The 22,066-nt window shown below is 64.5% G+C and carries 20 protein-coding genes; 8 read left to right on the forward strand and 12 right to left on the reverse strand.

The features are described 5' to 3' along the window. Positions 1 to 2 precede the first annotated feature (2 nt). The 5 genes from malQ to BH683_RS03380 are packed head-to-tail and all read right to left on the reverse strand — an operon-like array spanning position 3 to position 6,328. Entirely contained in the window at positions 3 to 2,153 is a 2,151-nt protein-coding gene (gene malQ, locus BH683_RS03360; protein WP_084834892.1) for a 4-alpha-glucanotransferase, read from the reverse strand. 56 nt (positions 2,154 to 2,209) lie between these two features. After that, a complete protein-coding gene (locus BH683_RS03365) occupies positions 2,210 to 4,324 on the reverse strand; it encodes a xanthine dehydrogenase family protein molybdopterin-binding subunit (RefSeq protein ID WP_084834861.1) in 2,115 nt (704 codons plus the stop codon). Further along, entirely contained in the window at positions 4,321 to 5,319 is a 999-nt protein-coding gene (locus BH683_RS03370; protein ID WP_084834862.1) for a xanthine dehydrogenase family protein subunit M, read from the reverse strand. Before BH683_RS03370 ends, BH683_RS03365 begins: the two co-directional genes overlap by 4 nt. Beyond that, positions 5,316 to 5,897, reverse strand: coding sequence for a 2Fe-2S iron-sulfur cluster-binding protein (locus BH683_RS03375; RefSeq protein WP_084834863.1), 582 nt, complete (start codon positions 5,895 to 5,897; stop codon positions 5,316 to 5,318). Before BH683_RS03375 ends, BH683_RS03370 begins: the two co-directional genes overlap by 4 nt. A gap of 41 nt (positions 5,898 to 5,938) precedes the next feature. Beyond that, entirely contained in the window at positions 5,939 to 6,328 is a 390-nt protein-coding gene (locus BH683_RS03380) for a VOC family protein (protein WP_084834864.1), read from the reverse strand. Positions 6,329 to 6,584: 256 nt separating this feature from the next. On the opposite strand from BH683_RS03380, the gene BH683_RS28325 reads away from it, so the two are divergent. Further along, positions 6,585 to 6,779, forward strand: coding sequence for a hypothetical protein (locus BH683_RS28325; RefSeq protein WP_143695965.1), 195 nt, complete (start codon positions 6,585 to 6,587; stop codon positions 6,777 to 6,779). A 3-nt stretch (positions 6,780 to 6,782) separates the two neighbouring features. Here the strand turns inward: BH683_RS28325 and BH683_RS03385 are convergent, their stop codons facing one another. Together BH683_RS03385 and BH683_RS03390 are read right to left on the reverse strand one after the other, a co-directional pair. Beyond that, entirely contained in the window at positions 6,783 to 8,111 is a 1,329-nt protein-coding gene (locus BH683_RS03385) for a phosphatase PAP2 family protein (RefSeq protein ID WP_084834865.1), read from the reverse strand. 111 nt (positions 8,112 to 8,222) lie between these two features. After that, a complete protein-coding gene (locus tag BH683_RS03390; protein ID WP_084834893.1) occupies positions 8,223 to 8,648 on the reverse strand; it encodes a PaaI family thioesterase in 426 nt (141 codons plus the stop codon). A gap of 164 nt (positions 8,649 to 8,812) precedes the next feature. On the opposite strand from BH683_RS03390, the gene BH683_RS03395 reads away from it, so the two are divergent. Beyond that, positions 8,813 to 9,412 (forward strand): TetR/AcrR family transcriptional regulator, encoded by a 600-nt coding sequence (locus BH683_RS03395; protein WP_168186953.1) that lies wholly within the window; start codon positions 8,813 to 8,815, stop codon positions 9,410 to 9,412. 1 nt (position 9,413) lies between these two features. On the opposite strand, the gene BH683_RS03400 is transcribed toward BH683_RS03395, so the two are convergent. The 5 genes from BH683_RS03400 to BH683_RS03420 all read right to left on the reverse strand — a co-directional run bounded on the left by BH683_RS03400 (position 9,414) and on the right by BH683_RS03420 (position 14,613). Next, positions 9,414 to 10,178 (reverse strand): adenylate/guanylate cyclase domain-containing protein, encoded by a 765-nt coding sequence (locus tag BH683_RS03400; protein WP_246833169.1) that lies wholly within the window; start codon positions 10,176 to 10,178, stop codon positions 9,414 to 9,416. 142 nt (positions 10,179 to 10,320) lie between these two features. Next, entirely contained in the window at positions 10,321 to 11,559 is a 1,239-nt protein-coding gene (locus BH683_RS03405; protein WP_084834868.1) for an acyl-CoA desaturase, read from the reverse strand. A gap of 12 nt (positions 11,560 to 11,571) precedes the next feature. Then, complete coding sequence (locus BH683_RS03410) at positions 11,572 to 12,681, reverse strand: ferredoxin reductase (protein WP_084834869.1); 1,110 nt, start codon at positions 12,679 to 12,681, stop codon at positions 11,572 to 11,574. Between the two features lie 134 nt (positions 12,682 to 12,815). Beyond that, positions 12,816 to 13,931: a DUF475 domain-containing protein gene (locus BH683_RS03415; RefSeq protein WP_084834870.1), complete on the reverse strand. Its 1,116-nt coding sequence runs from the start codon at positions 13,929 to 13,931 to the stop codon at positions 12,816 to 12,818. A 106-nt stretch (positions 13,932 to 14,037) separates the two neighbouring features. After that, on the reverse strand, positions 14,038 to 14,613 hold the full coding sequence (locus BH683_RS03420; RefSeq protein WP_084834871.1) for a TerD family protein: 576 nt from the start codon (positions 14,611 to 14,613) through the stop codon (positions 14,038 to 14,040). 315 nt (positions 14,614 to 14,928) lie between these two features. On the opposite strand from BH683_RS03420, the gene BH683_RS03425 reads away from it, so the two are divergent. From BH683_RS03425 to BH683_RS03450, 6 genes are read left to right on the forward strand one after another with little or no spacing between them, the layout of a single operon-like run. Next, complete coding sequence (locus BH683_RS03425; protein WP_084834872.1) at positions 14,929 to 16,059, forward strand: hypothetical protein; 1,131 nt, start codon at positions 14,929 to 14,931, stop codon at positions 16,057 to 16,059. Then, positions 16,056 to 17,261, forward strand: a complete 1,206-nt coding sequence (locus BH683_RS03430; RefSeq protein ID WP_094647221.1) for an HpcH/HpaI aldolase/citrate lyase family protein — start codon at positions 16,056 to 16,058, stop codon at positions 17,259 to 17,261. Before BH683_RS03425 ends, BH683_RS03430 begins: the two co-directional genes overlap by 4 nt. Next, positions 17,258 to 18,550, forward strand: a complete 1,293-nt coding sequence (locus BH683_RS03435) for a phosphoribosyltransferase family protein (protein WP_084834873.1) — start codon at positions 17,258 to 17,260, stop codon at positions 18,548 to 18,550. Before BH683_RS03430 ends, BH683_RS03435 begins: the two co-directional genes overlap by 4 nt. Next, entirely contained in the window at positions 18,547 to 19,683 is a 1,137-nt protein-coding gene (locus BH683_RS03440; RefSeq protein WP_084834874.1) for a cysteine protease StiP family protein, read from the forward strand. The genes BH683_RS03435 and BH683_RS03440 overlap by 4 nt, the downstream gene beginning before the upstream one ends. After that, positions 19,680 to 20,669: an HAD family hydrolase gene (locus BH683_RS03445; RefSeq protein WP_210405153.1), complete on the forward strand. Its 990-nt coding sequence runs from the start codon at positions 19,680 to 19,682 to the stop codon at positions 20,667 to 20,669. The genes BH683_RS03440 and BH683_RS03445 overlap by 4 nt, the downstream gene beginning before the upstream one ends. Next, complete coding sequence (locus BH683_RS03450) at positions 20,669 to 22,054, forward strand: TerD family protein (protein WP_084834895.1); 1,386 nt, start codon at positions 20,669 to 20,671, stop codon at positions 22,052 to 22,054. The genes BH683_RS03445 and BH683_RS03450 overlap by 1 nt, the downstream gene beginning before the upstream one ends. Positions 22,055 to 22,066 lie beyond the last annotated feature (12 nt).

A 22,066-nucleotide genomic window follows, 5' to 3' on the forward strand; every position in this document is an offset into this window, starting at 1 on the left:
CGTCACAACTGACCGGGCTGCGTCTCCGGTCGATCGCCACGCGAACTAGGCCGGAGCGCCTGCACCAACCTCGTGAATCGGGCGTTGTCGATGAGATCTTCGACGCCGACCACGTTTCCTGCTCCGTCGGCCAGTGGGATCGACCAGTTCGAGTACTGGGTTTCGTCTGTCCCCGGTTGATTCTGGATCCGCCGCTCCCCGACCGCATCGGCCAGGGCCACCGACAACAAGATGGACGGACTGCGCGCGATGAGCGCATGCAGTGCGTCCACGGTCTGCTCCTCGTCGGCGTCTGCTGCGAGCAGCCCGCGGTCACGTGCCAGTTGCAGGATCGCCTCACGGTCGCGAGCGTCGTCCTCGCGTTCGATGGCCTCGTCCTGCTCGAGCAAGCCGAGCTCGGCTCGTAGTCGGATGTGTTCCCCGGCCAGGTAACCGGCGGTCGGCGGCAAGTCGTGGGTGTTGACCGAAGTCAAGCACAGTGTCCGGTACTCTTCCGGCGGAATAGGCGCGAACTCGCCATGCTCGAACCACAGGATCGACGTCCCCAGGACCCCACGTGCGCTGAGGTAGTCCTGAACGATCGGTTCGAAGACACCGAGATCCTCGCCGATGACCACGGCGCCGGCACGTTGCGCCTCCAGCACCAGGATGCCGATCAGCGCTTCGTGATCGAAGGTGACGTAGGTACCGGCGGCCGCCGATTCGCCCTCCGGAATCCACCACAGCCGAAAAAAACCCAGGATGTGATCGATGCGCAGTCCCCCTGCGCGACGCAGGACCGTACGGAGCATGTCGCGGAACGGGATATATCCCTGCTCCGCCAAACGCCAAGGATGCCAGGGTGGTTGGTTCCACACCTGTCCCTGTTGATTGAACGCGTCGGGAGGAGCGCCAACCGATACTCCGGTCGTCAGCGCGTCACCGAGCACCCACGCGTCAGCACCGCCCTGCTGCACCCCGACCGCGAGGTCGTGAATGATCCCGATGCTCATACCCGCGTCGGACGCAGCCTGCTGCGCGGATGCCAGCTGCTCATCACAGATCCACTGCAACCAGCTGTAGAAGGCGATCCGATCGGCCAGCTTGATCCTCGATTCGGCGACCCCACTGGGATCGCGCAGAGACTTACGCCATTTCGGGCTTGCTGCGCCGTACTTCTCGATCAGAGCACACCAGGTCGCGAAGTTCAGCAGGCCCTCGCCCTCAGCATTGAGGTATCGATCCAGGCTGCCGCGGCGGTGCGGACTCAGCGGAACGCGGAAAATGGTCTCGAGAACCTGAAGCTTCGCGCGATACACCGAGTTTCGGCGGATCCGGTTGGGGTCGGCGTTGCTCTTCGCGTACTTGGCTGCATAGTCGTGCATCTGCCGATGTGCTGTCTCCGGCAACAACGCCGCCTCGGGGATGTCCTCGACCCGGATGTAGAGCGGATTGACGAACCGTCTGGTCGTCGGTAGATACGGAGACCGCTCCAGCGGTGGTTGCGGCTGTGCAGCATGAAGCGGATTCACCAGGACGAAGTCCGCGCCGTGCACCGACCCCGCGATGTGAGCGATATCAGACAGATCGGCCAGATCCCCGATCCCCCAAGAACGGCGGGAGCGAATCGAGTACAGCTGAGCAGCCAGTCCCCAGCGTTGATCGGCGGCGAACCTGTCGGCGGTGGTCAGTCGTTTCGGTGTCACGACGAGGGAGCACACCGCAGGCGTTCCCTCGTCTGGTTCGGCATGGACCGAGTGCCATCCCGGTTCCAGCGATGCCGGCACGGCGAAGGTCGCCCGCCCGATCAACCCGCCGTCGATCTCGCGTGGCTCCGTCCAAAGGTCCACCTGGTCGACTTCGACGCGGGCACCGTGCTCTGTGGTCACCCACACCCGGACCTGCGTTCCATGGGGAAGGTGGACCGGAATGTGGCTGTCGGACCCCTCGGTGACGACAAGAACCGGCGGTAGCGTCCTGCGCCATGGTTTTTCGTCGATCTCGTGAAGCGACTGCGCTATGGCGTCGGGAGTGTCGCAGCGGACACCCAGCGCTCCGAGGATGTGTTGCAAGCTGCTCTCGGACACCTGCTTGCGCTGCTTGTCCCAGCCCTCGTATGAGGTGGCGACGCCACATCGGTCGGCAAGGATTTTCAATTGCTCGGCGTAGCCCACCTCTGCGATGCTGCCAGGTTTGCCGCTGACCTGCTCGCCCCGCCCACTACTTGCCGTCACTCGCGGAGCGCAGGATCGATCAGGGATTGCAGCTTGTCGGGCCGCACCGGCAGATCTCTGACCCTCACCCCGCAGGCGTGGAACACAGCGTTGACGATCGCGGCCGAGGAACCCACGTTCCCTATTTCGCCGATTCCCTTGCTGCCCATCGGGTTGAGTTCGTCGTCTTCTTCATCGATCCAGATCGCGTCGATGTGTCTGACGTCGGCATGGGCCGGCACGTGATAGTCGGCCATGTTCTCGTTCGTGAAGCCGCCGTAATCGTGGTCGGGTACCCCCTCTTCGAGCAGCGCCATCCCGAGGCCGAAAGTCATGCCTCCGATGAGCTGTGAGCGCGCCAGTCGTGGATTGAGCACCCGTCCCACTGCGAACACCCCCAGCATCTGCTCGACGGCCACCTCACCGGTGTCGACGTCCACGCTCACCCGCGCAAACTGGGCGCCGAAGGCTTCGCGGGGCTTCTGCGTCCGTGCCGCGACGTCGTCGGTGGTGTCGGCAGTCACCTCGATGGCCGTGGTCGGTGCGCCGACCTGCCTGAGTTGGTAGCGCAGATCGCGGCACGCCTTGTCCACGGCGAAGCCCCACGACGACGTGCCGGACGAACCGCCTGCACCGGGTGCCTTCGGCAGAGAACTGTCGCCGAGGTGTAAGCGAACCGCAGAGTACGGCGCGTCCAGGGCGTCGGCAGCAATCTGTGCGAGCACGGTTCGTGCGCCTGTGCCGATGTCCGACGCCGCGACGGAGACATCGAAGGTTCCATCACTGTTGGCTCGGGCCCGGGCAGTGCTGGGCGAGGTGAGTGCCGGGTATGAGGCGAGAGCGACCCCGGTACCCCACAGCTTTCGTCCCACAAGTGTGGCTGCAGGCGCAGGATTGCGCTGTTCCCAGCCGAACTTGTCCGCCCCGGCCCGGAGGGCTCGGACGACGTTCCGTGAACTGAACGGGGTTCCCGTTGCCGGGTCCGCCTCGGGCTCGTTCACGATACGGAGTTCGATCGGGTCCATGCCGAGTTCGTAAGAGAGTTCGTCGATGGCGCACTCGAGCGCGTGTATGCCCGGCGCCTCCCCGGGGGCACGCATCCATCGTGGCGTCGAAACATCAAGGGCAGCAACACGATGTGTGGTTCTGCTGTGATCGGATCGGTAGATGTGTCGAGTACCCTCGGCGGTTTGCTCGACGAACTCGACGATCTTCGACGTCTGCTGCATCGTGTCGTGGCACACGACCGACAACCGCCCCTGTGGATCGGCGCCCAGAGCCAGACGCGAATACGTCGGGGTTCGGTACCCGACGAAGGTGAACGTCGCCGACCGAGGGAGGACGACACGGACCGTACTCTTGAGGTGCCTGGCCGCCATGACGGCCAGAACCACATTCGGGCGAGTACTGCCCTTACCGCCGAAACCGCCGCCGACGTGCTCGGCGATCACCCGGATGCGCTCTGGCTCGAGACCGAACAATGTCGAGAGGTCCGCCTGCACCCCCGATGGCGCCTGGGTGGAGTCCCATACCGTCACCTCGGTACCTTCGTCGCCGTGCATCCAACGGGCGACGGATGCGTGCGGCTCCATGGGGTTGTTGTGCATGGCGGGCGTGGAGTACCACTCGTCGACGACGTGAGCCGCGTCGGACAGCGCCTGCTCGGGATCGCCCCGGCGGGCGTCGGTCGGGAAACCGGCGTTGACCTCCTCCGGTGCGTAGTGATCCGGATGGTCCCTCTGCAGTATGTTGTCGAAATCAGAGGAGCTCTCGTAGGTGATGTCCAGGGAGTCGGCGGCCGCCTGCGCGGTCTCCGCGGACGTCGCGATGACCGCCGCGACGATCTGTCCTCGGTAGTGCACCTCATCGGACTGCATGATCAACAGTTCGGCGTCGTCGATCTGGTCCAGAGCGGGTGCGTTCTGATGCCACAGCACCGCGAGGACACCTGGCTGCGACAGTGCCGACTCGACGTCCACCGCAATGACCCGGCCGCGATTGACCTGCGATCCGACGTGGCGACAGTGGACGACGCCCTCACCGTCGGGCCGCTGATCAGCGGTGTAACGAGCCGTTCCCCTCACCTTGTCGTTGCCCTCGACGCGGCGGTGCGGCACTCCGAGCGCGGTCATCGCTGCGCCACCTGCCCCTCTGCGAGCTGGACCAGCGTCTGGGTCACCAGCGATCGGACCAACGGAATCTTGAACTGGTTGTCTGAGAGTGCCTGCGCTGCTTCGAGTTCGAGGTCGATGGCGGCAGCGAATTCCGGGCGGGTGGCTGCTCGGCCGATCAACTGCTGCTCGGCCGCACGCGCGCGCCAGGGCTTGTGGGCGACACCGCCGAGCGCGATCCGAGCTGCTGAGACCATGCCGTCCCGGACCTCGAGGACGGCAGCCACCGACACGAGAGCGAAAGCGAACGATGCTCGGTCGCGGACCTTCCGGTAAGTCGAGGTTCGGGCGGCCTGGAGAGCGGGAATGGCCAACGAGACGACGACATCGTCACGTTCCAGTGTGGTGTCGAGTTCAGGGTGGTCCCCTGGGAGTCGGTAGAGCGAATCGAAGGGGACGAAGCGCCTGCCTGCCGGTCCGAGGATCTCGAGTTTCGGCTCCAATACGGCCAGCGCCACGGCCATGTCCGACGGATGGGTGGCGACACACTGCGTGGAAGCACCCAGGATCGCCATGTCTCTGTTGACTCCCCCGACCGCAGAACATCCCGAACCGGGCTCGCGTTTGTTGCATGCCTTGGCGGTGTCCATGAAGTACGGGCACCGGGTGCGCTGAAACAGGTTTCCACCGGTCGTCGCCATGTTCCGCAACTGCCCCGAGGCACCGGCGAGTAGCGCCTGAGACAGCACCGGATAGAGCGTCCGTACGACCGGATGGGCAGCGAGATCGCTGTTCCGGACGTTGGCACCGATCTCCAGGTCGCCGGACTCGATCAGTTCGATCTGATCGAGTGGCAGAGCACCGATGTCGATGAGCGTCTCGGGGTTGCACACGCCGAGCTTCATCAGGTCGACGAGGTTGGTGCCGCCGGCCAGGAGTTTCGCGTCCGGGTCTGCGCCGAGGCGCTCGACGGCAGTGTCCACACTGTCGGGCGCGAGGTAGTCAAATGTTCTCATGACGATTCCCCATCCGCCGCGGTCTCATCTGCGGCGCTTCGGACCGCGGCCAAAATGTTCACGTATGCACCGCAGCGACAAATGTTGCCGCTCAGACGTTCTCGTATCTCGTCGTCGTCGAGAACGATGTCGTGCGGGTCGACCACATCCTCGGTTGCTGCGCTCGGCCACCCATGTTTGGCCTCATCGAGCATGCCGACGGCCGAGCAGATCTGGCCCGGGGTGCAGAATCCGCACTGGAATCCATCGTGTTCGATGAACGCCTGCTGCAGCGTCGCGCCGGTAGGGACCTGGTCGATTCCCTCGATCGTCGTGATCCGGTGGTTCTGAGCGGACACCGCGAGCATGAGGCAGCTCACCACTCGGCGGTCGTCGACCAGAACGGTGCAGGCGCCGCATTGCCCGCGGTCACACCCCTTCTTGGATCCGGTCAACCCGATGTGATCTCTGAGGGCGTCCAAAAGCGTTGTCCGGGGATCACATTCGATGTCGTGTTGCTCACCGTTGACCTGTAGTCCGATCGTTTGGACCGGACCGGAGCGCACGGCGACAGAACGTGATGAGGGCTGGTCATCCATTGCCCGGGGTTACCCCGTCGGCAGGCGCGGCAAACCAGAGATCAGTCAGGTGCCCGTCCATCGCGGCGAAGCGGGTGGTCCCCCGGAACCTCTACGAGAATGATCTCGGTGCCATCGGGGTCCGCCACGTGCATCTCGATGAGCCCCCAAGGTTCGGTTTTCGCATCTCGGGTGATCGAGACGCCTGCTGCGCGGAGCTCACGTCCGGTGGCCGCGATGTCGCGTACCTGCAACCACAGGACGCTCGTACTCGGTGGTGCGCCTGTCGCGTCGATATGAGCGGCCACCTCGATCAGCGTGGACCCGGCGAAGAAGACGATTCCACCCGGGTACTCACGGGCGACGGCCAATCCGAGTTGATCGCGATAGAACCGGGTCGTCGCCCGCGGGTCTGATGGGCGGAGAATGATTCGGCCGCTGAGAACCTCCATGGGTCTTGTCTACCCGACGTATCGGCCCGAAACGGACATACCGCGCCGGTGTCGCCGTGCGTATCTCCACCGCAGAGAGAATCTTGGCATCCGCGCCGAGGCTTTCGGTGGGGTGATCACCAGAACGCAGCGGGGGCATCCGTACCTGATCGTGCATCAACCTGCCCCCGGTCCTGGTAAGCATGAAGGTGGAGTGCTGATGCAAACCGCCGTCCGCGCTCCGCGATGTCACCCCCTGTAGGTGAGGAGATCGACCATGGGACAACCTATTCCGGCGCCAGATCGTCCGGAGCCACCGGGAACCGAGCCCACCATCCCGCCCGTGCCCGAGCCGGAACCCGTTCCGACGCCCAATCCGGAGCCCACCACCCCGCCAAGTCCCGAACATCCCGCGCCCGATCCGGCTTTTCCCGGGCCTCCCGAGCCCGATCCCGGACCGACGATCATCTGAGTCCTAGCGGTAGACCGTCAGCCGCTGCTCATCGAGCTCGAGAATCACACTCTCGACAGGCCCGGTGACCTCGCCGTCGTGCGCAGTGAGCAGGGGGCCGGACGCGCTGGTGATCTCCAGCCGAGCATCTTGCACCGACCCGAGGACCCTGGATCGCTCGACCGTTCCGAACAGGGACGCAACGATCGCCGTGGTGCGACCGAGTTTGCGGTCTGCACGTAGGTACTGGAGGTCGAGCAGACCGTCGGCCAGGTCAGAACGTCGCGCCGGGCTCAGTCCGCGAGGTCGATAGACGCCGTTGCCGACGAACACGGCCCAGACCGAATGATGTTGGCCGTTGATGACGAGTTCGATGGGCTTGCGTCCCTTCACAGCCCGATAGAGCGCGAAGGCTGCCGCGGGCCACTTTCCGATGCGATGCTCGAGGCGGTCGCGCAGCCGGACCATCTCTGGATAACCGCCGAGGCCTGCGGTGTTGAGGAATACGCGGCCATCGATCCGCCCGACGTCGACAGTTCCGGCGGTTCCCATCGTCACTGCGCGCGCGGTATCGGCGTAGGTCTCCAGGTCGAGCGATCGGGCGAAGTGGTTGAGGGTACCGGCCGGGAACACGGCCAACGGGAGTCCCCGTTCGAGCGCCAGCTGCGCGACCGTCGCGGCGGTGCCATCACCACCCGCTACGCCCAACGCACGAATTCCGTCGGGAACCTGGTCTTCGAGCGGAGTGTCTACGTCCCACTGAACGATCGTCGCTGCAGGAAGGGCGGCCGCGACCTCAGCCGGGGCGTCGGCTGCCGACCCCGATCGAGCGTTGACGACAACGGCCAGACCCTCGCCGGCCGGCAACGCCGGCGCCGACCCGGGGGCGGTGTCGGCCGCGCGGAGCGGAGTGGCCGGCCACAGGAAGTGGCCCGCAAGCGCCACTCCGGCACCGATCGCCGCCCCGGCGATCACATCTGTTCGGTAATGCACACCGACATGAACCCGGGAGTAGCCGACTGCTGCGGCGAGTGGCGCGAGGACGATCGCGGTGCGCGGCCGCTCCAGCGCCGCCCCGACGGCAAATGCCGCAGCCGAGGCGCTGTGTCCACTGGGAAATGACGATGTCCAGGGCATCCTCGGCAGCTGTCGATGCGGATGCAGCAGATCTGCAGGAGGACGACTGCGGCCGACCAGCGGTTTGATCACCGTGTTGGACAGCAGGCTTGCGCCGGCCAGCGATCCCAGGCCGCGCACGGCCGCCCGGCGATGCCGTTTACCCACCAAAGCCAAGACGCCCGCGACCGCAAACCACAATTTGCCGTGGTTGGCCGACAGCGTCAGATTTCGCATCAACGGATCGGACCAACCTCGGCCACCTGGAACAGGACGCGGTATCTCGGGAGACTGCACCCTACGAAGTCTAGGGTCTCCCTGTCGGGGCGCACCGCCGCCGGGCTCGCGTCAGGCCGGCTGATGAATGATGCAGGTGGTGGTCCCGTGGGCGATCAACTTGTCTCGTTCGTCCCGGATCTCGCCCTCGGCGGTCGCGGTCCGACGTCCCACGTGGATCGTCTTGCCACGACCGATGATTCGACGTCCATCCGTGGGAACGGACCGAATGTAATTGACCTTGAGTTCCAGTGTTCCGTAGCCGACACCAGGACCGAGGGTCGTATGCACCGCGCACCCCATCACCGAGTCGAGCAGAGTTGCGCAGATGCCGCCGTGTAGCGACCCGATCGGATTGGTCATGTCGGGCCTGGCATTCAGGCTGAATCTGACGTGACCCTCCTCCAGCGACTCGACTTCCATACCCACCAACTGCGCGATGTTGGGGGGCCTCTCCGGCAGGCCGGTCATGTACCGCAACACTTCCAACCCCGTCATCTCGCCGATCGAGATCTGATGCGAGGCACCTGCTGCGGCCTGCTCGGTCGATTGCCCGGTCATCGGACTCCCCTCCTGGTAGCGTAATAGACCAAGTGGTCCATGCTGTGAGCGTAACACCGACGATGGACCAACTGGTCTATCAGGATCGAGGAGAGGCCGGGGTGGCTGACACACCGATACAGGAGTTCGACGCATCGGCAGGACCGCGCGAACGGCTCATCGCCACAGCGATAGATCTGGTCCGGCGGCGCGGGGTCTTCGCCACGAGCGTCGCCGATCTCCTAGGTCACAGCGGCGCGGCCAGGAACTCCATTTACCAACACTTCCCGAAAGGGAAGTCGGGATTGATCGCCACGGCCACCGGAGAATCCGGGGAGCAGATGACTGCGTTCATCGGGCACCTCACCACCACCCGGTCGGTACATGAAGCCGTCGACGCCCTGGTGAAGTGGTGGAAGCGTGAACTCGAAGACAGCGACTACGCTCTCGGGTGCCCGGTGGCGGCCGCCGCCATGGCCGCGCCGGACGAACCAGAGGTCGCGGCCACTGCCAACGTGGCGTTCGACGCCTGGCGACGCCTGGTCGCCGACGCTGCGCTTCGTGGTGGGCTGTCGACCGACGACGCGAAGAGCTTTGCTCTGTTCGTGGTGAACGCGATCGAAGGCGCGATCATCCAGTGTCGGAGCCAACGGAGCGTCGAGTCGCTCGATGTGGCCGCTGCGCAGCTCAAGGTCCTCTACGGGGCGCTACGACAGCACTGAGTCACAGCGGGCGTGTCGGTGGGTCGAGGTCGTCGTCGTAGCGTGGCAGGACCGCATAGACCACCAGGTCCTTGGGCGTACCTTTTGCCCTGAACCGCCTGCGTCGCTTGATGTACTTGGTCTCGTCCGTTGCCGCGAGGGTCGCCTCGGTCACCAGGACCTCCCCTGCGGACGCCGCGTCGGCGACTCTGGCGGCGATGTTCACGTCGACCCCGAGATAGTCATCGCCGACGTGCCGCGGCTCCCCCGTGTGCAGCCCTGCGCGCAGCGCCGGGCGATAGCCGTCGATCGTGATCGCCGACACCGCCACACCTGCCTCGTGCGCGGCCTCGATGGCGACCGCGCCGTCCCGGAAAACCGCCATCAGCCCGTCACCCAGGTGCTTGGTCACCGAGCCACCACGTCTGTTGATGATCTCGGTGCTCGACTCGTTGACCTGACGAAGGAGTTCGAGCACCGCGTCGTCCCCGGCTCCCAGTGCCCAGGTGGAAAACCCGACGAGATCGGTGAACAGTATGGTCACCGGTCCGCCGACTTCGGGAACGTCAGTGCGCCGCCGCGTCACCAGCGCTTGCCATGACTCGACGGCGGCCAGCGCGAGTTCCCGCACAGCACTGGGCCTTTCGCCCCGGGCCTGTGCGATCAACCCCGCTATGCGTTCGGAGTGCCGCAACCGCTCGGGGTCGATGTCGGGGCGCGCGCCCGGCGCTACCCTGCGGGCCGCTCGCGCGGCACGAACCAGCCCTTCGCTGCCGTCTGCGCGCATCAGGAAATGCCCGACCCGGCCTGCGCCTCGACGGACCTGCTCTGATCCTCTGGCGATATCGCCGTCGTCGCTCGACTTGCTCATCGGAGAAAGTCTATGCGGACCGGCTGCGCCAGATCGACGAGATCCACGCGTGATGAACTCAGGCCGCCGTCACCTTCGAATCGCGGAGCTCTTTGAGTGCCGTGCGCAGACCGCGCCGACTACCGGACTCCGGATCCGTACCGAAACTCGACTGCACACCATCTCGAATGTTGAACCGTAGTTCGGATGCCGTCTCAGGTGCGTCGTCGCTGCTCGCCGAGAGAAGTGCGTTCGGCAAAGCCAATTTCGCGATCGTCCGGAAGGTCAACATGTACTGATGCCAGATCGTGCCGGTGGTGTACGGGAGGTCGTACTTCTCGCACAGCTCACGGACGCGGACGCCGATCTCTTCGTACCGGTTGCTCGGCAGATCCGGGAACAGGTGGTGTTCGATCTGATGACTGAGGTTGCCCGACATGAAGCGCATCAGCTTGCCCGCGCGGAAGTTTGCCGAACCCAGCATCTGCCGCAGGTACCAGCGAGCCTGATCTTCGGTCTCGTACTCTTCCTTGGTGAACTTCTCGGCCCCGTCCGGAAAGTGACCGCAGAAGATGACCGCATAGGTCCAGTAGTTGCGGATGAAGTTCGCCGTCACGTTGGCCGTCAACGTGTGCTTCCAGTTGGGGCCGCTCAACGCGGGGAAGATCAGGTAGTCCTTGGCGGCCTGCTTGCCCACCTTGCGGCCGATGATGCGGAGGTCTTTGGCGACCTCGCCCAAACTCTTCTCACCTTTTCGGACCTTTTCGGTCTCGACGTGATGGAGTGCGACGCCGTACTCGAAGAACGTGCCCAGGGTGAGGTTGTAGATCGGATTGCCGAGGTTCCACCACTCCCACGGCTGGTCCCTCGTCACGCGGAGAATGCCGTAGCCCACGTCGTCGTCCATCCCGACGATGTTCGTGTACTTGTGATGGATGAAGTTGTGCGAGTGCTTCCACTGGCTGCTCGGGCAGGTGGTGTCCCACTCCCATGACGACGAGTGGATCTCGGGGTCGTTCATCCAATCCCACTGACCGTGCATGACGTTGTGCCCGAGTTCCATGTTCTCGATGATCTTCGCCAGACCGAGCATCACCGTTCCGGCGACCCACGCGGGCTTCTTGTGGCTGGCGAACAGCACGGCACGACCACCCGCAGCCAGACTTCGCTGGATCGTGATCGCGCGGCGAATGTAGCGGGCATCCTGCTCGCCCCGCGATTCTTCGATATCCCGCCGGATGGCGTCGAACTCTTTGCCGAGCGCTTCGACGTCGGCGTCGGTCAGGTGTGCGTACAGGTCGATATCAGTGATCGCCACTATGTGTTCCTCCTAGAGGTCGAGTGTGCATTCGCCAGACACGGTGCTGATGCACGTCTGGATTCGATCTCCTTCTCGGCGCTCGTCTCCCGAACGCAGGTCTCGAACGTAGCCCGCGGACAGCGGTACGACGCACGATTGACAAATGCCCATCCGGCAGCCGAACGGCATCTGGATGCCCAAGTCTTCCCCGGCTTCCAAGAGCGTTGTCGCACCGTCGATTTCTGCTGACTTACCGGTCTTGCTGAACGTGACGGTGCCACCTTCGCCGCCCTTGTCGGTGCGTGCGATCGCGAACCGTTCGATGTGCAGGCTGTCGTTCAGTCCGGCTTTTTCCCAGACCTGTTCGGCGACATCGAGCATCTCGACCGGGCCGCAGGCCCAGCACTCGCGTTCCTTCCAGTCCGGGACGACCGACCCCAGGTCGTGGAGGTCGATCTTGCCGTCTTCCCGGGTGAACTGCATCTCCAGCTGGTATGAAGGCGACTCCTGCTGCAGCGCAACGAGTTCGTCGTGAAAAATGACAGATTCGCGGTTCGGCGCGGAGTGCAGGTGCACCACGTCCGGCATGTCGCCGCGAGAGCGCAGACCACGCAACATCGCCATGACGGGCGTGACACCGGAACCGGCGGTAACGAACAACACCTTCTTCGGCGGCGGACTGGGCAGCGAGAAGTCGCCCTTGGGTGCCGCGAGACGGATGACAGTTCCCGGTAGTACACCGTCTACGAGGTGACTGGACAGGAAGCCGTCGGGATTCGCCTTCACGGTCACCGAGATGACTTTGTCGTCGCCGGCAATAGACGTCAGTGAGTACGACCGCCAGTGCCATCGGCCCTCGACCTGCAAGCCGATCCCGACGTACTGGCCGGGACGATAGCGATGGCTGAAGCCCCAGCCGGTCTCGATGTCTACTGTGGCCGTGTCGTCGGTTTCCTTGCGAACAGCCACGATGCGTCCGCGTAGCTCGCGAGCGGACCACAGCGGGTTGAGCAGGTGCAGATAGTCGTCGGGCAGCAACGGGGTCGTAGCCCGTGCCACCAGCCCCCTGAGCACATTGATCTGAGGTTTGGTCGCCTCCACGCCGGCGGCGGGGCGCTTACTCCACTTCAGCAGGTCCACAAACACTCCGCTCCTTGTTCACCGCTGCGATGACGCCCAGAGGGGCGCCACCGCGGCCGTGCATGTGGATTCGAGTGTACACATGTACACCGCAGCGTCAGTGGAGTTCGCCGGGTGCGATCGTGGCGGACGAACTACTTCGCGGGGAGCGAATCCTTCTCGGACGAAGCACTGCCGGCTGCGGCGGCTTCCCTGCGGTTGGCCACGATGCTCGAGAGTGCGGCCGCACCGATGAACGCGACACCGACGAGGCCGGTGATGATCTCGTTGATGTGCCACTTGATCGAGAAGAACAGGATGGCCGCGAGAGCGCCGATGGCCCAGTGCGCGCCGTGCTCGAGATACCGGTATTCGTTGAGCGTCCCCGCCCGCACCAGGTAGACCGTGATGGACCGGACGAACATGGCGCCGATGAAACCGAGACCCAGGGCGATGATGATCGGGTCCGCCGTGATCGCGAAGGCTCCGATTACACCGTCGAACGAGAACGACGCGTCGAGGACCTCGAGGTAGAGGAAGAGGAAGAACCCGGCCTTACCGGTAGCTTTCGCCAGGGTGGACGGGCCGCCCGACTTGACCGCTTCCTCGTGCTCCGCGGTGAGTTCTTCGGTGTGGAAGAGCTGCCCGAGGCCGTTCACGGTGATGTAGGTGATGATGCCGAGTACACCGGCGACCATGACGGTCGAGATGTGGTCGTCGTCGGCGAGGAACTCGGCGATCAGTACCAGGCTTCCGCCGGCGATGACAACAGCGAGCTGATCGAGCTTGCCGATGACGGCAAGTGGCTTCTCCAGCCACGTCAACCACTTGATCTCGTTGTCTTCGAGGATGAAGTTGAGGAAGAGCATGAACAGGAACATGCCGCCGAAGGCCGCGATCTGCGGGTGCGCAGCAGTCAAGATCTCTTCGTAGGACTGCTGACCCGAGCCCTCTTCGGGGACGTTCATCGCGAGGTCGAAGGCCTCGACCGGATTCAGTCCGGCCGTGACCCAGACGATGAGCAGCGGGAACAGCAGGCGCATGCCGAAGACGGCGATGAGAATGCCGATGGTGAGGAAGATCTTCTGCCAGAACTCACTCATCTTCTCCAGCACGGTCGCGTTGATGACCGCATTGTCGAAGGAGAGGGACACCTCGAGGATTCCGAGGATTGCGCACAGAGCAAGCGCAGTCCACCCGCCATACAGGTACGCAACGCCCAGCGAGACGATCGTGACAGCGATCGAAATGCCGAATACGCGGATGACCACTCGTGCTCCTTAGTTTTGCCGGTGACAGCACTATCGCGGAACCGGGAATGGTTCCGCGATAGTGCGCAAGTGTACTTCTATGTAGTTGCCGTTCGTCGCCGGAAGGCTAGACGTTCACGCCGAAGTCACGAGCGATGCCTGCGAGACCCGAGGCGTAACCCTGACCGATTGCGCGGAACTTCCACTCGGCGCCGTTGCGGTACAACTCGCCGAAGACCATTGCGGTCTCGGTGGAAGCATCTTCCGACAGGTCGTAGCGAGCGAGTTCGGTTCCGTTCGAACGGTCGGTGACCCGGATGTAGGCGTTGCGGACCTGACCGAACGATTGCGAACGCGCATCCGCGTCGTAGATCGACACGGGGAAGACGACCGACTCGATGTTCGGCGGCACTGCGGCCAGGTCGACGTTGATGACCTCGTCGTCACCTTCGCCTTCGCCGGTGGTGTTGTCACCGGTGTGCTCGATGGAGCCGTCCGGAGACCGCAGGTTGTTGAAGAAGATGAAGTGCTGGTCGGAGACGACCTTCTTGTCGGCTCCGGCGCCGATCGCGCTCGCGTCCAGGTCGAAATCGGTGCCCGTGGTGGAACGCACGTCCCAGCCGAGACCGACCGCCACTGCGGTCAGGTTCGGAGCCTCCTTGGTCAACGAAACGTTTCCGCCCTTGCTCAAGCTGACGCCCATGTCAGTACCCTTCCTGAGTTTGTCTTCGTGAGTAGATGAGGCCCAGAGGTCCGAGCAAACTTCTGCTCAGAACCAGTCCTTGGAAGTAACCGTACGTGAAAGTGGACATCGACGGGGGCGACAAAGCCGAACGCTGAACCGATTGAATGACTCCTGTTTCGTCGGCCGCAGTACGACCGGCTCCCTTTGTCCACCGGCGGAGCCGGTCCCCGTCATCCCAGTAGGATGCGCGGTGTGGCCAGGGGCTGGTTTCGACGAGATGACCGTAGCGCCGGTGGCGGATCCACTGGCGCCGTCGAACGTGCTCGAAACGACATGGTCACTGCGTTTCTCCAGCTCGATCAGCGCCTGTCGATCATCAGTAATTCTGTCGCGGCTGCCGAGGTGCTGGGCACAGGTGGCGAGTTGGTGCGCGCCTTCGTCCCCATCCGAGACTCCTGCTACGAGACGATCAACCACTACCTGACCCTGAGCGGAACCGACAGGCCGCCGGCACCCCTGGCCGACTATCAGCGCACGATGTCCATGATCACCGATTCGATCCGCGCGCTCGACCAATTCTACGAACGCCACTCGACCCAGCTCGAGCACGCCAGGGTCTCGTATGCAGCAGTACCTGATGAAGCGGCTCGCGTGCGTTCCGATTCTGATCGCCTCGCTGATCGGCTTGCTTCGCTACCTGCCGATCAACTGGCGTACACCTCCGTGAAAACTGCTGTTCAACAACATGATCAATGTCTCACCGAACTCGAGTCCGCCCAGCTGGCTGTCTCCCAGGGAGGTGGCGACCGGGCGGACCTCCGGGCCAAGACCGCAGCGCTCGGCGAGGCCGTCAAGAAGCTGGAACAGGCCATCGCTGCAGCTCCGGGCAAGGCCGAGGACGCGCGCGCGGCGCTTGCGTCGGTCCGAACCCGCTTGTCGGCGGTCCAGAACAGGAGCGCCAGGATGCCTGAGGCGTACTCCGCGCTGCTCCGCGAATTCAGCGCCCAGTGCTCTCGCGACCTCGTCGGTCATGAACGCCGCAGTGCACAGGATCTCGAACTCGCCTCCAGCGAGATCGACTCGGCCGCAAGCGCACTGAGATCAGATCCCGAAGCTGCGCTCGCGGCCGTCACCCGGGCTCGAGCACACCTGTCGGAGGCCGAGGAATTGGTGGACGGGGTCACTGATCGTTTGAATGAACTTCGGGTTGTTCAGCAGGATCCGCCTGCAGCTGCCGGTAGGGTTCGGTTCCAGATCCGGGACGCTCAATTGCTCGCCGTCAACCTCGGTGTGGTCAAACAATGGGGATCGGTTCTGGATGCACAGGTTTTGAGAGTCGACCGGGCCGTGGCAGCCCTGACCGGTCGGCATCCTGATTATTGGGGGTATCTGGTGGACCTGCGCGCCATCTCCGACTTCGTGTCCGGAGTAGTGAGCAAGATGAAGGACGAGGCCAGACGGTGACGACAGACTCGAACGCCGCCGGTAGCGCAAGGACGAAGCAACTGCAGCACTTCACCGCCCTCGACGACGCAGACCGCGAACGACTGTTCTTTCGCGTTCCCGAACCGATCGGGATGGACGCACCTCCGGAACTGCTCAGTGTCGCCCTGGGCGCAACGCTGTACATTCCTGCGAGCCGAGAACGACTCGCCGAACTGATCCTGCGACAGCGCCGGAGCGGTTCGACGTCGATGGTCATCGACCTCGAAGACGCAATCGCCGACGGGGACGTCGACGCGGCCATCACCAACCTCACCAACGCACTCGACGAACTTGCGGCCGGTCGCAAGGCGGCGCCACTGCTGTTCGTCCGGGTGCGGCGCCCTGCGCAGATAGATGAATTGCTCGGACGGCTCGGCGGCGGCGTCGACAACCTTGCCGGGTTCGTCCTCCCGAAGTTCACCGGGGTGGACGGTGACGACTACCTGAACCGGATCCACGCCGCACAGGCACAGGTCGGCCGGGTGCTGTACGCGATGCCGATCATCGAGTCGACGTCCGTTCTCCATCTCGAAACCCGCACCGCTGCGCTGGAGTCGATCAGGCAGGTGCTCGACAAACATCGGAGCAAGATCCTGGCCGTCCGGATCGGGGGCACCGACATGTGTGGTGCGCTCGGTATCCGGCGCGATCCCGACCTGACCATCTATGACGTCCACCCGGTCGCCGAGGTCATCAGTGCCATCGTCAATGTGCTCGGTAGGGCCGACGGCACCGGCTACACGATCACGGGGCCGGTGTGGGAGTACTACAACACCCACGACCGGATGTTCCGGCCATTGCTGCGCCACACGCCTTTCGAGGAGATCGATGCGGTCCGCTTCCGGACGCATCTGGTCAGTCGTGATCTCGATGGCCTGCTACGCGAGTTGGTTCTCGACCGTGCGAACGGCCTGCAGGGCAAGACCGTCATCCACCCATCGCACGTGAACGTCGTGCACGCGATGAGCGCAGTGCCACACGAAGAGTACGACGATGCTGTTGCGGTGCTGGGGGTCGACGACACGGGCGGTGTGCTGGCTTCGGCCTACCGGAACAAGATGAACGAGCGCCGCCCACATCGGAACTGGGCGATCAAGACACTCATCCGGTCCCAGGCATTCGGAGTGCTGCAACCCGACATCGGTGTGGTCGATCTGCTGACGGCCGTGGTGGTTCGATGATCGCCGGCAACCGCGCGGCTCCGGGTACCGAGGCGTATGCACGCGAACACTTCGGGCTCGATGCCGAGCACGTGTCCGGTGTCAACGGCTGGCGTGTCGAAGACCTGGTTCGCCCGGGTCTTCGGCGCAACCCGAAACGGGCTCACCTCTGGGTGTCCACGGTGCTCGGTAAGCACATACCTGTTCCGCCCGCTGTGATCTTCGCAGCCGCAGCCGATCTCGGCGTACTGGCGACTGCCGCCCTGGGCGTACATGGGCTCGGCGATTGTCTGGTCTTCGGGTTCGCCGAGACCGCCACAGGCCTGGGACATGCTGTCGCGCACCAGATGGATGCCGGACACTACCTGCAGTCGACCCGGCGCGGGAACTCCGCGGCTCCGGTGGTCGCTCGTTTCGAAGAGGGTCACTCGCACGCCACCGATCACCTGATCGTGCCCACGGACCCGGATCACCTGTACACCGATCTGCCCGTGGTGCTCGTCGACGACGAGATCTCCACGGGCGCGACGGCCCTGGACGCGATCTCATCGATGCAGCGCATACACCACCGATCGCTGTACATGGTGGCATCGCTGGTCGACATGCGTACCGACGAAGACATCACGCGGTGTCGTCGGCGCGCGGAAGAACTCGGCACCGAGGTCGAGTTCGTCAGTCTGGCCCGCGGTAGAAGCCAGATTCCAGCAGGCCTGCCCGCAAGGGTTGTCGGGTTGCCGGCTGCAACACCTCCCCCGACTCCCCTGCGCCCAGGATCGGTGCAGCGACTGGAGGTACCGTGGCCGGCATCGATTCCCGACGGTGGTCGCCACGGTTTTCGGCGGGCCGATTGGCCACAGTTCGACGAGGCCGTGTCCGAGGTGGCCGGGGTCGTGGCAGGGCACTTGGATCCGACCAGGTCGATCGTCGTGGTCGGACACGAGGAACTGATGTATCTGCCTCAAAGGGTGGCCGGGAGTCTAGCCGAGTTCGTCGAAGCCCCGATCCTGAGTCAAACCACCACTCGATCGCCCGCACACGTGATCGACCACCCGAACTATCCGCTGCGACGCGGGTACCACTTCATTGCGCCCGAACCAGATGAGGCACGAGATCGATACCTGTACAACGCAACTCATGACGATCCCGGAGCGAGATTGGTGATGATCATCGATTCGCCCGCCGATACCGAAGCGCTGACGGCAACGGATGGACTGCTCGACACCCTCAGCGGCGCCGGGATCGATGTCTTGCTGGTGGTCGTGCCGGGGACCGATTACCTCGCCCTCCGTGCAGCGAGGGAGACGCCATGAGTTCCGGTCGCGACATCAGGGTGTCCCCGCGTCCACTCACCGGACCCGACTTCGGCAGCTATGGCCCCGACGAGGTGAAGTGGCTCCTCAAGGACCTCTCCTCGGTGGCGCTCGAAGGTGACGTGGCTGCGCGGGAGCGACGAATTCAGGCGGGCCTCGCCCACTACGCGGAGTCGCTGCCCGTCGAGTTCCAGCCCGATGCCGCCTACCAGGAGTTGTTCGGGCGAGTGTTGGCAAACAGTGCGCATCGCCTGGCTGTCGCAGTGGGTGCGGTGACAGAACTCGTTCTCGCAGAACGCGGTACCGACGTGGTGCTGGCGTCTCTGGCCAGGGCGGGAACACCGGTCGGTGTGTTGATGCGTCGCTGGGCCCAGCACCACCACGGTCTGGACCTCCCCCACTATGCGGTGTCGATCGTCCGCGACCGGGGGATCGATGCGAACGCCATGAAATACCTTGCTGCCCATCATGATCCGGAGAAAGTCGTGTTCGTCGACGGATGGACCGGGAAGGGTGCGATCACCAGAGAACTCGCCGAAGCCCTCACTGCTTTGTCGGTCGACGGTGGCCCGGTGTTCAACCCGGATCTGGCGGTGCTCGCGGATCCGGGCGCGTGCGTGCGCACCTTCGGTACCCGAGACGACTTCCTCATCGCGTCGGCATGCCTGAACTCGACGGTGTCCGGTCTGATCTCGAGAACGGTGCTGAATGCGGACTTCATAGGTCCTGACGACTTCCACGGCGCCAAGTTCTACGCGGAACTGTCCGGGCAGGACATGTCGGCCGTTCTGCTGGACGCCGTGACCGCCGAATTCGACTCGGCAACAGGGGAAGCGTCAACCCGTCGAGACGAGATCCGCCGTTCGGACCGCACGCCGACCTGGTCCGGATGGCGATCGGTCGAGGAGGTCCGCCTCAGTCACGGCATCTCTTCGGTCAACTTCGTGAAGCCAGGGGTCGGCGAGACCACCCGTGTGCTGTTGCGCAGGGTTCCCTGGATGATCCTGGTCCGGACCGCCGATGATCCCGAGCACGAGCACATCCGGGCGCTCGCCACTGCCCGAGGCGTACCCGTCGAGGTCGTCCCCGACCTCGCCTACAGCTGTATGGGTTTGGTGAAAGAGGTCTCGTGAACACACTCGACACCGCGGCGACACCGTCGCCGGGGCGTGCACTCGCCACCATCGATCTCGACCGCACCTTGATCTACTCGGCTGCCGCCATCGCCGAGGGTGCTGCGGACCCCGCCGCCGCGGCTGCGCTGTCAGCCGCCGCGCGCTGTGTGGAGATCTATCAAGGACGACCGCAATCGTTCATGTCGCCGGCGGCGATGGCCATGCTGACCGAATTGGCCGCGAGGGCCGAGGTGGTACCGACGACCACCCGCACCATCGAGCAGTACCGCCGGATCACGCTGCCGATCGGTACCCCGCGCTTCGCGATCACCAGCAACGGGGGCAACATCCTGGTGAACGGTGTTCGCGACGAAGCCTGGTCCCGGCAGGTCTCGGACCTGCTCGGCACGCTGGGCGCCGGGGTCGATGCGGTGTACGAGCGGCTCGGTGCCGACGCCGCCGGGGCGCCGTGGCTCCGCACGATGCGGATCGCCGACGGACTCTTCTGCTACGTCGTTGTCGAATTGGAACTGCTTCCCCCGCAGGTGGTTCCGGCGTGGGCGAGCTGGGCCGCGGAACGTGGCTGGAACGTCTCCCGCCAGGGCCGGAAGATCTACGTGATGCCGGATCCGGTGACCAAGCAATTGGCGGTCGACGAGGTGCGCACACGGCTGCCCCACGTACCGTCGTCCAGTTACGCTGCGGGCGACGGTGTCCTCGACCAGCCGATGCTGGTCGGCGCCGACGCCGCCATCCGCCCGCGCCACGGCGAACTGGAAGAACTCGGGTGGCGCCACTCGAACGTGGCGGTGACCGACGAGCGCGGCCTCGCGGCATCCGAGGAGATGCTGACATGGTTGTTGAGGCGGGCAGGCACAATGGTGAACGTCGACGAACCGGACAAATCGGCCTTCGACCGACAGGTCGCCGGTGTCGTCGGCGCAGACAAAGCACAGCGGAGCTCGATCATCGACAATTCCACACCCAACGAAGGGCTCAGGTGATGACAACAACTCTGGTCAAAGGGCAAAACGGTCCGCTGAACGCGGCGACGGTCGAGATCACCGTCGACCTCGCCACCGCGGGCGATCTGTCCGCGTTGCTGGTGACCGACAACGGCAAAGTCCGGACCGACGCCGATTTCGTCTTCTTCAACCAGCCCAACGGGCCCGGGGTGTCGCTGCAAGCCGGCGCCGGGATCGGAACCCTGGCCATCTCGCTGGGAGCCGTCCCTGCCGACATCAGCCAGGTGCGAGCCGTGATCACGCTCGACAACGGCACCTTCGGCGCGGTGGCACCGCCGGTTGCCAGGGTCAGCGGCGGCGGACAACCGCTGTACGAATACCGGATCGATGGCCTGTCGAGTGAGTCGATCGTGATCGCACTCGAGGTGTACCGCCGAGGCGGCGACTGGAAGGTCCGCGCAGTCGGGCAGGGTTACGCAGGCGGTTTCGCAGCACTGGTGACCGACCACGGCGTCTCGGTCGACGACGCACCCGCCCCCGCAGCCCCACCGCCGCCACCGGTGCGGAACAGCCCTCCGCCGAGCTACTCCCGGCAACCCTCCGCGCCCCCCGCGCAGCAGGCACCGCCTCAGAACCACCCGCCACAGCAGCCTCAGCAGAACTACCCACCCCAACAGCCGGCTGCACCGAACTACCCGCCGCAGCAACCGCCACCTGCGGCGTACCCGCCCCCGCAACAGCCCGCTCCCAACCAGCAGCCGGCCTACAACCAGCAGCCCGGTTACGCCGCTCCGGCACCCAGCAGTCCACCCGAGGTCAGTCTCACCAAGAACCGACCCGTCAGTCTGTCGAAGGGGCAGCGTGTCTCGCTGAAAAAGGACGGTGGGGTCGCTCTCACCAACATTCAGATGGGGCTCGGGTGGGACCCCGTCGTCGTCAAGAAGATGTTCGGGAGCCGCGGCGCCGACATCGACCTCGACGCGTCGGCCGTCATGTATGCCGACACCCAGCTCGCCGATGTCGCCTACTACGGGCAACTCACGTCCAAAGACGGCTCGATCCGGCACCTCGGCGACAACCTGACCGGCGAGGGCGAAGGCGACGACGAGGTGGTCACGGTCGACCTCACCCGCGTCCCGATGCACGTCAACGCGATCATCTTCATCGTCACCTCCTATCAGGGCCAGACGTTCGAGCAGTTGCAGAACGCGTTCTGCCGACTGGTCGACCAGACCACGAATGTCGAGCTCGCCCGGTACACCCTCGCGGGCGGTATGGCCTACACCGGCGTCGTCATGGCAAAGGTGTTCCGAGAGGACGGCACCTGGAAGCTGCAGGCGATCGGTGAGGGCATCACTGCGAAGCATCCCGGAGAAGCCGTCCCGCAGCTGCAACGGTTCCTGTCGAACGACTTCATGAAGTAGTCCCGATGACTA

It is taken from the genome of Williamsia sp. 1138, assembly GCF_002095435.2.
GTDB lineage: Bacteria > Actinomycetota > Actinomycetes > Mycobacteriales > Mycobacteriaceae > Williamsia.

Bases quoted from the DNA above. Each gene is read 5' to 3' on its own strand.
- BH683_RS03365 (WP_084834861.1), bottom strand. From the start codon at position 4,324: ATGACCGCGCTCGGAGTGCCGCACCGCCGCGTCGAGGGCAACGACAAG.
- BH683_RS03370 (WP_084834862.1), bottom strand. From the start codon at position 5,319: ATGAGAACATTTGACTACCTCGCGCCCGACAGTGTGGACACTGCCGTC.
- BH683_RS03375 (WP_084834863.1), bottom strand. From the start codon at position 5,897: ATGGATGACCAGCCCTCATCACGTTCTGTCGCCGTGCGCTCCGGTCCG.
- BH683_RS03380 (WP_084834864.1), bottom strand. From the start codon at position 6,328: ATGGAGGTTCTCAGCGGCCGAATCATTCTCCGCCCATCAGACCCGCGG.
- BH683_RS28325 (WP_143695965.1), top strand. From the start codon at position 6,585: ATGGGACAACCTATTCCGGCGCCAGATCGTCCGGAGCCACCGGGAACC.
- BH683_RS03385 (WP_084834865.1), bottom strand. From the start codon at position 8,111: ATGCGAAATCTGACGCTGTCGGCCAACCACGGCAAATTGTGGTTTGCG.
- BH683_RS03390 (WP_084834893.1), bottom strand. From the start codon at position 8,648: ATGACGGGGTTGGAAGTGTTGCGGTACATGACCGGCCTGCCGGAGAGG.
- BH683_RS03400 (WP_246833169.1), bottom strand. From the start codon at position 10,178: ATGCGCGCAGACGGCAGCGAAGGGCTGGTTCGTGCCGCGCGAGCGGCC.
- BH683_RS03420 (WP_084834871.1), bottom strand. From the start codon at position 14,613: ATGGGCGTCAGCTTGAGCAAGGGCGGAAACGTTTCGTTGACCAAGGAG.
- BH683_RS03425 (WP_084834872.1), top strand. From the start codon at position 14,929: ATGGTCACTGCGTTTCTCCAGCTCGATCAGCGCCTGTCGATCATCAGT.
- BH683_RS03435 (WP_084834873.1), top strand. From the start codon at position 17,258: ATGATCGCCGGCAACCGCGCGGCTCCGGGTACCGAGGCGTATGCACGC.
- BH683_RS03440 (WP_084834874.1), top strand. From the start codon at position 18,547: ATGAGTTCCGGTCGCGACATCAGGGTGTCCCCGCGTCCACTCACCGGA.
- BH683_RS03450 (WP_084834895.1), top strand. From the start codon at position 20,669: ATGACAACAACTCTGGTCAAAGGGCAAAACGGTCCGCTGAACGCGGCG.